The organism is Streptomyces mesophilus, assembly GCF_040300965.1.
Classification (GTDB): Bacteria; Actinomycetota; Actinomycetes; order Streptomycetales; family Streptomycetaceae; genus Streptomyces; species Streptomyces mesophilus_A.
The window spans coordinates 57,548-67,301 of the sequence record NZ_JBEPEW010000033.1; the positions used below are offsets into that span (position 1 = coordinate 57,548).

Here is a 9,754-nt window from a genome sequence, read left to right on the forward strand (position 1 = left end):
CAAGAACGACGAAGGCGACGTATGCCCGCGCAGTTCGCGGGCATACGTCGCCTGTCGTGTTCGTGGAGATGGCGGGAATCGAACCCGCGTCCAACGGTGCTGAATCAGGGCTTCTCCGTGTGCAGTTCGCTGTGATTTTCTCGGCCCCGGCGATCACGCGAACAAGTCGCCGACGGGCCCAGTCACTGTTTGATTTCCCTTTTCACCCCGTGACCGGGTGAAAAGGTTTAGTTCCCTAGATTATGCCAGGATCCGGGTCGGGAACTTCCCCGGGCTGACACCCTTTTAGGGTCCTTCAGTCGCTGTTATTAGGCAGCGAGGGCGAAGGACTGGGAATCGCTCTTGGTGTTGGCGATTATTGGTTGCGACATATGGTTAACGAGATCATTGCCGCTTCCTCGACACGCTTCCCCTGCTTCGACATCCGCTGTCGAAACCGATCATCCCCATGTTGATTTTTCAAGCCGGACCGTGAGGTCCGGGTACCCACACCGGCTGTGCGGTGCAGTACCCATCGTACGTGAACAGCGCCGGGCGGGGCCAACTTATTTCCCGTCCGGCCCACCGGATCCAGGACCCGCGACGGATCCGGGGAGACCTACGAGGCCCGCTGCTTCACCTTCGCCGCCGACATCGCCCGGTCCGCCTCGCGCCGGTCCTGCTTCTCGCGGAGCGTCTGCCGCTTGTCGTACTCCTTCTTGCCCTTGGCGAGCGCGATCTCGACCTTCGCCCGGCCGCCCTTGAAGTACAGGACGAGCGGCACGATCGTGTGCCCCGTCTCCTGCAGCTTCGACGCGAGCTTGTCGATCTCGGCACGGTGCATGAGCAGCTTGCGCTTGCGGCGTGCGGAGTGGTTGGTCCAGGTGCCCTGGGCGTACTCGGGCACGTGCACGTTGTGCAGCCACGCCTCGTGGTCGTCGATCTGCACGAAACCGTCCACGAGCGAGGCCCGGCCCTGGCGCAGCGACTTCACCTCGGTGCCGGTGAGCACGAGACCGCACTCGTAGGTGTCGAGGATGAGGTAGTCGTGCCGTGCCTTCTTGTTCTGGGCGACGAGCTTGCGCTCGGGTCCCTTGTCCTTCGCCGCGGACTTCTCCGACTTACGGGTTTCCTTCATCTTGGCCATAGTGCTGGCCATTTTCGCACTACGAGGGGGGTCCGAGGCCACTCAATACTGTGCGGGCCCTCGCCTCGGCGTCCTCGCCCGCGTTCAGGTCCGGTGTGATGCCCCGGCCGTCGACGCTGCGGCCCGACGGAGTGCGGTAGTGGCCGACGGTCAGCTCCGCCACGGAGCCGTCCGGCAGCCGGGTCGGCATCTGGACCGAGCCCTTGCCGAAGGTGCGCGAGCCGACGGCGACCGCGCGGCCGCGGTCCTGCAGGGCGCCGGCGAGCAGCTCGGCCGCGCTCATCGTCCCGCCGTCGACCAGGACCACCAGGGGTCTGGAAGTCTGGCCGCCGCGGATCGCGTGCAGAGCGCGCTGCTCGCCCCGTACGTCATACGTGGCGACCAGGCCGCCGTCGAGGAACGCGGAGGCCGCGTCCACCGCCTCGGCGACCAGACCGCCGGAGTTGCCGCGCAGGTCGAGGAGGATGCCGTGCCCCGCGGGGGCCGAGGCCACCGCCTTGCCGACCTCGGCGCCCGAGCCCTTGGTGAAGGAGGTGACCTTCACCAGGCGCGTGCCGTCGCCGAAGTCCCGTACCGAAACGGTCTGCTTCTCCAGGGTGGCCCGCTCGAGGGTGCTGTCCCAGGTGCGCTTGCCGCGCTGCAGGCCGAGCGTGACCTCGCTGCCGGGGCCCGCGTCGTCCCCGCCGCGCAGGAGGCGCCCGACATCGGCCGGCGAGCGGCCGTCGAGGCGGTGCCCGTCGATGGAGCGCAGCCGGTCGCCCTCGGTGATGCCGGCCCGTGCCGCGGGCCCGTCGTGCTGGACGGCGGCGACCTCGATCCGTCCCGAGCCGTCGCGCCGGGTCCACAGGCCCACGCCCGTGTACTCGCCGTCGAGGGCCTGCTCGAACTCCTCGTACTCCTCCTCGTCGTACACCTTCCCCCAGCGGTCGCCGCTGCGGCTGACCGCCTCCCGGGCGGCGTCGGTGGGCGACTTGCCGTCGGCCATCGCCTCGGCGGCCGCCTCGGAGACGTCCTGGGCGACGGGGGTGGAACGGGGTGGAGGTTCGGCCGACTTGTGCGGCTCCGAGCCGAAGGATCCGGTGGCGGCTCCCGCGGCGAGCACACTCGCGAAAAGCAACGTCAGACCCGCCCCGCGGCGCATGCTGCGGGGTCTCTTGAAGAGGCTCTCGGGGCCCGACATGTCGGTGAGTCTAGGACAACGCAGGGCGCCGTACGGTCTGTTGACCGTACGGCGCCCTGGACATGTCTCACACCTTCAGGTACTTGCGCAGCGCGAAGAACGCGGCCAGCGCGGGCATCAGAAGTCCGATGACGATCACGAACGGGAGGACGGCGAGGACCTCGTTCCAGCCGACGAAGTTCACCAGGGGCATCTTCTCGGCGAGTTCGAGACCGTTCTCGATCATGAAGTAGCGGCCGCCCACGAGGAGTACGGTCGCCAGGAACGCGCCGAGGACGCCCGCGAAGGCGGCCTCCATGATGAACGGCAGCTGGATGTAGAAGCTGGAGGCGCCGACCAGTCGCATGATGCCCGTCTCGCGGCGCCGGCTGAACGCCGAGACGCGCACGGTGTTCACGATCAGCATCAGTGCCACGACCAGCATCAGGCCCATCAGGGCGAGTGCCGCGACGTTCATGCCGTTGAGCAACTCGAAGAGTTTGTCGACCGTGTCTCTCTGGTCCTGGACGGACTGCACCCCTGGCCGGTCCGAGAAGGCGCTGGAGATGACCTTGAACTTCTCCGGGTCGTCCAGCTTCACGCGGAACGACTCCTGCATCTGGTCCGGCGTGAGGCTCTGGGCCAGCGGCGAGTTGCCGTACTGCTCCTTGTAGTGCTTGTACGCCTGGTCGCTGGTCTCGAAGAGGACGTTCTCGACCGGCTTGAGCTTGCCCAGGTCGGTCTCGATGGCCTTCTTCTGCGCCGCGGTCACCGCGCCCTCGGTGCAGTTGGGGTCCGACTCGGCGTCGCCCTTGTTGCAGAGGTAGATCGCGACGTTGACCTTGTCGTACCAGTAGCCCTTCATCACGCTGACCTGCTTCAGGCCGAGCAGGGCACCGCCGAACAGCGCGAGCGACAAGGCGACCGACACGATCACCGCGATGGTCATCGTGAGATTACGGCGGAGACCGACGCCGATCTCCGACAGGACGAATTGGGCGCGCATGGCGTCCTTTCAGTGCTCGGGTTGCTCGGTGCCTCAGTGCTGGTAGCCGTAGACGCCGCGCGACTGGTCGCGTACCAGGCGTCCGCCTTCCAGCTCGATGACGCGCTTGCGCATCTGGTCGACGATGTTCTGGTCGTGGGTCGCCATCACCACGGTGGTGCCGGTCCGGTTGATGCGGTCGAGCAGCTTCATGATGCCCACGGAGGTCTGCGGGTCCAGGTTGCCGGTGGGCTCGTCCGCGATCAGCAGCATCGGTCGGTTCACGAAAGCGCGGGCGATGGCCACGCGCTGCTGCTCACCACCGGACAGCTCGCCCGGCATGCGCTCTTCCTTGCCGCCGAGGCCGACCAGGTCGAGCACTTCGGGGACGGTCTTGCGGATGGTGCCGCGGGGCTTGCCGATGACCTCGAGCGCGAACGCCACGTTCTCGCCGACGGTCTTGTTCGGAAGCAGCCGGAAGTCCTGGAACACGGTGCCCAGCTGGCGCCGGATGTGCGGCACCTTCCAGTTGGACACCCTGCCGAGGTCCTTGCCGAGGACGTGCACCTGGCCCTGGCTCGCCCGCTCCTCGCGCAGGATCAGCCGCAGGAACGTCGACTTTCCGGAGCCGGAGGACCCCACAAGGAAGACGAACTCGCCACGCTCGATCTCCAGGGATACATCCCTGAGTGCGGGGCGGGTCTGCTTGGGGTAGGTCTTGGAGACGTTGTCGAATCGGATCACGGATGCACCACGAGTCGCCGGGGGTAGGTGTGCGTGACCATACGCGAACCGGGGTATGCGGCGCAGGGGGCGGCAGGGGTTGCGCGTGGGTTGTGCGATTTGTCGCGGATCTCGTCCGATACGGGAGTGAAACAGACCGGTCCGAATCCGGCGCCGCGTCCCTGGTCGGCGGGCTTGCGGGCGGAGGCCGGGAGCGGGCACTTTCCGTGGGGCGCGCCGAATCGTGGCGAAGCTGGCACAGTGGTAGGGGGAACCGTCGAGTTCCCGGGAGCGTTGTGCGCGGTGAGACCATGCGGTGGGTACCCGCCGCAATGGGACGCGTGACGCGGCTTGGCCCGCGCGGGAGGAAGGACAGGCGCATGACCTATGACCGATTGGTGTGCGCGAACTGTGCTGCGCCCGTGAGCGAGGGCCGGTGCCGGGTGTGCCGGGCGAATCGCGAGCGGCTCGAGCAGCAGGGCCCCTTCGGGGGGCTGAACCCGGTGACGCTGATAGCGCTGCTGGTGATGGTGGTCGCGGCGATGGCACTGGTGGCGCACCAGGCGGCGTAGCCGCGCTTCGTACGGGCCTGAGGCGCGTACGGGCATCAGAGTCGTACAGACATGGGAAGGGCCCGGAGCCGAGCGGCTCCGGGCCCTTCTGTCACGTCAGTGTGCTCAGGCGGCGATGTTGCGGCCGGAGACCAGACGCGGGAGCATCCGGAAGCCGATACCGCCCGCGATCATGGTCGCGGCGCCGATGAGCAGGAACGTGGTCTCGGAGGCACCGGTCTCGGCGAGCTCGCCGCCACCGCTGCCGGCCTCGGCCGGGGCAGAGCCCGTGTCCTCGAGACCTTCCTTGCCACCCTGCTCGACGGGCTGGTTGCCCTCGTTGTCGGGGTCGGTCTCGTTGCCACCGGTGCTGGAGCCGCCGCCGTTGTCGGAGCCACCGTTGCCGGAGCCGCCGTTGCCGGAGCCGCCGTTGTTGCCGGAGCCACCGTTGTCGGCACCGCCGTCAGCGCCGCCGTCCGCACCGCCGTCGACGCCACCATCGGCACCGCCGTCAGCGCCACCGTCCGCACCGCCGTCAGCGCCACCATCGGCACCGCCGTCGACGCCGCCGTCCGCACCGCCGTCAGCGCCACCATCGGCACCGCCGTCGACGCCGCCCGGACCGCCGGTGTCGCCACCGCCGTCAGCGCCACCGTCGGCACCGCCGTCGATGCCACCGGGGCCGCCCGTGTCACCGCCGCCGTCGGCACCGCCGTCAGCGCCACCGTCGGCTCCGGGCAGGTCGACGTCGACACCGAGGCCGCCTTCATCCGCAGTGGCGCTCACGCCACCCAGAGGGCCGAGGTCCACGTCCACGCCGGCGGCCGAGGCCGCACCGGCCGCGGTCAGCGACGCACCGGCCGCGATCACGGCGCCGGCGGCTATTCGCGCAACGCGGATCCGCGTCTTCTTGGTCATCTGCCTGCTACCCCCAGTAGCTGTTCTCGTCAATGGAGCAGCTGTAGTTGGGGCCACGGCCCGGCGGGGTTTGCTGTTCTCGTACGGGACTGCCTCACTGAGGGCCCGTCCCGCTCGCCCCGTTCACACCCGCCCCAGACATACGCATGCTTCGCAGCAGCCTGTCCAGAGTTAAGAGTTACGTCAAGGTCAGTACGCACGAGATGTCCGTTTCATGATCACTTGCCCGGCAAGAGCGTCATGACTGTGACGGATCCCCCATCTCTTCCACAGGTTTCACACCCGCCCCGGGTGAAGGCCCGCGCGACGAGGGCGGGTTGTCAGACCCGCCTGCCACCATGGATGCAGTCGGGAATCCACCGAAAGACACGGACCACATGAGCCGACGACGGGGGGCGGGGTGACAGCGGACGACGGCCAGGTGCCCGTCGGGGCGCGGGCCAGAGCGCTGCTGCGGGCCGGGCGCGAACTGCTCGGTGCCGCACGCTCGGTGCTGCGCGAGCACGAAGCCGCCCAGGAGGAGGTGCGGCGCGCGTACGGGGTGCTCGCGGAGGTCTTCGTACACGAGGAGCTCGCAGGGCTGCCGCTGACAGCCCTGCGGGACGTGACGCGCGGGCAGCTGCGCGAGGCCGCGCTGCAGGCCCTGGAGGCGGCCGGGCTCACCTCGGTGGGCCAGGTGCGGGACGCGCAGCCGTACGGGCTGCGGCAGGTGCCCGGGATCGGTGCGCAGACCGCGGGTCAACTGCACAGCGCTGCCGGCCAGTTGGCGCGCGCGGCCGCCCAGACCGTGGCGGTGCGGATCGATGTGGACGCCCAGGGGGATGCGCGGCACACCTCTCTCGTACGGGCGTTGAACCGGCTCGTGCTCGCCGGGCCCGGCATCCCGGAGGCGGTCGCGCTGGCCCGTAAGACCGCGGAGGCGCTGGAGAGCGATCTGTCCGCGGCCGTGCCGGCGGGCTCCCGTGTGCAGTGGCTGCTCGCGGGGCGCCGCAAGCGGGACCTGGCCGGGGCCGCGCTCCTTCGGGTACGTGAGGCCCTCGCCGCGACCGCCTCGGCGGACGTACGGATGACGCTGGACCAGGCCGTCACGGATCTGCTGCGCGGGCCCGAGCCGGCCGACCGGGCCTGGCTGGACTTCCAGGTGCGGGCCGCCGAGTACTACACGGTGCTCGGCAAGGTCGCCGATCTGCCCGAGGACCGGGAGTCCGCCGAGGGTTACATCCCGACCGGCATCGCGGAACAGGTGCGGGCGCAGCCGCTCGACGAGTCGCTCCTCCAGGTCTCGCTGCGCGGCTACCAGGCCTTCGGCGCACGCTTCGCGCTGGCCCGCCGCCGCGTCCTGATCGGCGACGAGATGGGGCTCGGCAAGACGATCCAGGCCCTCGCCGCGCTCGCCCATCTGCGGGCCACCGGGGAGGGCCGGCACTTCCTCGTGGTGTGCCCGGTGGGCGTCATGCTCAATTGGATACGGGAGATCGAGGGCCGCAGCTCACTGGTCACGTACCGCGCCCATGGCCCGGGGCGGCACGCCGCCGTGGACGCCTGGGCGGCGGACGGCGGCGTGCTCGTCACGACGTACGACGTGCTGCGGACCCTGGAGATACCGAAGGTGCCCCTCGCCCTGGTGGTCGCCGATGAGGCGCAGTACGTGAAGAACCCCAGGACCCAGCGGGCCGAGGCGCTGCGCGCGCTGATCCGGCGGGCCTCCACCGGCCGTGTGCTGTTCCTGACCGGCACACCGATGGAGAACCACGTCGCCGAATTCCGGGCCCTGATCGGCCAGTTGCAGTCACCGGATGCCCACGCGCTGCAGTACGGGATGGGGGTCCTTGACTCGCGGGCCTTCCGCGCGGCCGTCGCGCCCTGCTACCTGCGGCGCAATCAGCCGGATGTGCTCGGCGAATTGCCCGGGGTGATCCATGCCGACGAGTGGGAGGAGCTCTCGGACGGCGACCGGGCCGCGTACCGCCGGGCGGTCGGCGAGGGGAACTTCATGGCGATGCGGCGGGCGCCCTATGCGGACCCGGCGCGCTCGGCGAAGCTGCACCGGCTGCGCGAACTGGTCGCGGAAGCGGCCGCCAACGATCTGAAGGTGGTGGTCTTCTCCTGCTTCCTCGAGGTGCTCGCCGTGGTCGAGGCGGCCCTCCAGGGCTCGGCGCTCGGCCCGCTCACGGGTTCGGTGCCGGCCGATGAACGCCAGTCTCTGGTCGACGAGTTCACCGCGGCACCCGGCCATGCGGTGCTGCTCGCGCAGATACGTACCGGGGGCACCGGGCTCAATCTGCAGGCGGCGTCGGTCGTGGTCCTGTGCGAACCGCAGCTCAGCCCTGCCCTGGAGGCGCAGGCCGTGGCCCGGGCGCACCGGATGGGGCAGGTGCGGCGGGTGCAGGTGCACCGGCTGCTCGCCGCGGACAGTGTGGATGTGCGGCTGCTCGAGGTGCACCGGGTCAAGCAGGAGCAGTTCGATACGTACGCGCGCCGCAGCGAGGTCGCCGAGACGGTCCCGGAGGCGGTCGACATCTCGGACCCGGACCTGGCCCGCCGCATCGTGGAGGACGAACAGCTGAGACTGGCCCTCGGGGTGTGAGCGGGCCGGTTCTGTGAGTGGGAAAGGGACCCGGCGTCTCGCCACAGCCCGGCAATTCGGACAGTGAGCGAGACGCCGGGTCCCTTTGTCAGATCACACCCTGGTCCCCCGGGTGGTCCGGCCGCGGTGCGAGCGGGTCCGGGGACCCGGGTCAGTCCGTCTGCGTCTCCTGCTGCTTGCGCCAGCGGATACCCGCTTCGATGAAGCCGTCGATCTCGCCGTCGAGCACGGCCTGCGGGTTGCCGACCTCGAACTCGGTGCGCAGGTCCTTGACCATCTGGTACGGGTGCAGGACGTAGGAGCGCATCTGGTTGCCCCAGGAGCTGCCGGAGTCCTTGAGCGCGTCCATCTTGGCGCGCTCCTCCTGGCGCTGGCGCTCCAGGAGCTTGGCCTGCAGCACGTTCATGGCGCTGGCCTTGTTCTGGATCTGGGAGCGCTCGTTCTGGCAGGAGACCACGATGCCGGTCGGGATGTGCGTGATGCGCACGGCCGAGTCGGTGGTGTTGACGCCCTGGCCACCGGGCCCCGATGCGCGGTAGACGTCGACGCGCAGCTCGGACTCGTCGATCTCGACGTGGTCGCTGGACTCGACGACGGGCAGCACCTCGACGCCCGCGAACGAGGTCTGGCGGCGGCCCTGGTTGTCGAAGGGCGAGATGCGCACGAGGCGGTGGGTGCCCTGCTCGACGGAGAGGGTGCCGTAGGCGTAGGGGGCCTTGACGACGAAGGTGGTCGACTTGATGCCGGCCTCTTCCGCGTACGAGGTCTCGTACACCTCGGTGCTGTAGTTGTGCCGCTCGGCCCAGCGCAGGTACATGCGCTGCAGCTGCTCGGCGAAGTCGGCGGCGTCGACGCCGCCGGCCTCGGCGCGGATGTTGACGAGGGCCTCACGGGCGTCGTACTCACCGGAGAGGAGCGTGCGGACTTCCATCTCGTCCAGCGCCTTCTGGACCGCGGTCAGCTCGGACTCGGCCTCCGCGAGGGTGTCCGCGTCGTCCTCCTCCGCGGCCATCTCGAAGAGCACGGCGAGGTCGTCGATACGGCCCCGCAGCGTCTCCGCCTTGCGGACGTCGGCCTGCAGGTGCGAGAGCTTGCTCGTGATCTTCTGGGCGGCCTCCGGGTCGTCCCACAGGGACGGGGCCGCGGCCTGCTCCTCGAGCACGGCGATGTCGGCCCTCAGCTTGTCGAGGTCCAGGACGGCCTCGATGGACGTCATGGTCGCGTTGAGGGACTTGAGCTCTTCGGAAATATCGACGACTGCCACGCCCCCAGCGTACCGGGGCTGTGGGCGGACTCGTCCCCCGCTCCGGTGGGGGCTGCGGAGGGGGTTCGGTTTCGTCCTCGGGTGCGGGCCGGTTGCGCCTGCGGCGGGCGGATTTCCCCTACCCGCCCCTTCCCGAAACCGGGGCTCCGCCCCGGACCCCGCATCCGAACTTCGTTCGGATCTCCTCAAACGCCGGAGGGGCTGAAAGATCTGCTCAATCGCCGCAGGGGCTGGATGTGCCGCCCGGGCTGAACCTCACGGCGTAGCCGAAACCGAAGGTTTCCCATCCCGAGGGGTTCCGCTCTCGTCGTCGCCCGCGACCGCCAGCCAGCCGCCCACGCCGAGCGCCGCCGCGAGCACGATGCCCGAGGTGGTCAGGACGATCCGGCGGCGGCGGGCCGCGGCCGCGCGGTGGCGGGCCGAGCCCGGGCGCGTAGCACC

8 protein-coding genes, 1 other RNA gene and 1 pseudogene are annotated in these 9,754 nt (G+C 69.7%); 2 read left to right on the forward strand and 8 right to left on the reverse strand.

Annotation, left to right across the window (positions count from 1 at the left end; translation table 11 throughout):
* Nucleotides 1-60 precede the first annotated feature (60 nt).
* The 5 genes from ssrA to ftsE form a co-directional block, all read right to left on the reverse strand.
* Nucleotides 61-448: a transfer-messenger RNA gene (ssrA, locus tag ABT367_RS15005) on the reverse strand.
* 150 nt (nucleotides 449-598) lie between these two features.
* Nucleotides 599-1,126, reverse strand: a complete 528-nt coding sequence (gene smpB, locus ABT367_RS15010; protein ID WP_352253328.1) for an SsrA-binding protein SmpB — start codon at nucleotides 1,124-1,126, stop codon at nucleotides 599-601.
* Nucleotides 1,127-1,145: 19 nt separating this feature from the next.
* Nucleotides 1,146-2,306, reverse strand: a complete 1,161-nt coding sequence (locus ABT367_RS15015; protein ID WP_352253312.1) for a S41 family peptidase — start codon at nucleotides 2,304-2,306, stop codon at nucleotides 1,146-1,148.
* 67 nt (nucleotides 2,307-2,373) lie between these two features.
* On the reverse strand, nucleotides 2,374-3,291 hold the full coding sequence (ftsX, locus tag ABT367_RS15020; protein ID WP_352253314.1) for a permease-like cell division protein FtsX: 918 nt from the start codon (nucleotides 3,289-3,291) through the stop codon (nucleotides 2,374-2,376).
* Between the two features lie 33 nt (nucleotides 3,292-3,324).
* Nucleotides 3,325-4,014: a cell division ATP-binding protein FtsE gene (ftsE, locus tag ABT367_RS15025; protein WP_352253316.1), complete on the reverse strand. Its 690-nt coding sequence runs from the start codon at nucleotides 4,012-4,014 to the stop codon at nucleotides 3,325-3,327.
* A gap of 359 nt (nucleotides 4,015-4,373) precedes the next feature.
* On the opposite strand from ftsE, the gene ABT367_RS15030 reads away from it, so the two are divergent.
* A complete protein-coding gene (locus ABT367_RS15030; protein WP_199550855.1) occupies nucleotides 4,374-4,565 on the forward strand; it encodes a hypothetical protein in 192 nt (63 codons plus the stop codon).
* Between the two features lie 105 nt (nucleotides 4,566-4,670).
* On the opposite strand, the gene ABT367_RS15035 is transcribed toward ABT367_RS15030, so the two are convergent.
* Nucleotides 4,671-5,462, reverse strand: a complete 792-nt coding sequence (locus ABT367_RS15035) for a hypothetical protein (protein WP_352253318.1) — start codon at nucleotides 5,460-5,462, stop codon at nucleotides 4,671-4,673.
* 400 nt (nucleotides 5,463-5,862) lie between these two features.
* Between ABT367_RS15035 and ABT367_RS15040 the strand changes: the two genes are divergently transcribed.
* A complete protein-coding gene (locus tag ABT367_RS15040; RefSeq protein WP_352253320.1) occupies nucleotides 5,863-8,049 on the forward strand; it encodes a DEAD/DEAH box helicase in 2,187 nt (728 codons plus the stop codon).
* Nucleotides 8,050-8,200: 151 nt separating this feature from the next.
* Here ABT367_RS15040 and prfB read toward each other — a convergent pair whose 3' ends face one another.
* Both prfB and ABT367_RS15050 read right to left on the reverse strand, forming a co-directional pair.
* Nucleotides 8,201-9,313, reverse strand: coding sequence for a peptide chain release factor 2 (prfB, locus tag ABT367_RS15045; RefSeq protein WP_352253322.1), 1,113 nt, complete (start codon nucleotides 9,311-9,313; stop codon nucleotides 8,201-8,203).
* A gap of 255 nt (nucleotides 9,314-9,568) precedes the next feature.
* Nucleotides 9,569-9,754: pseudogene (locus ABT367_RS15050) on the reverse strand (serine/threonine protein kinase); the annotation flags it as partial.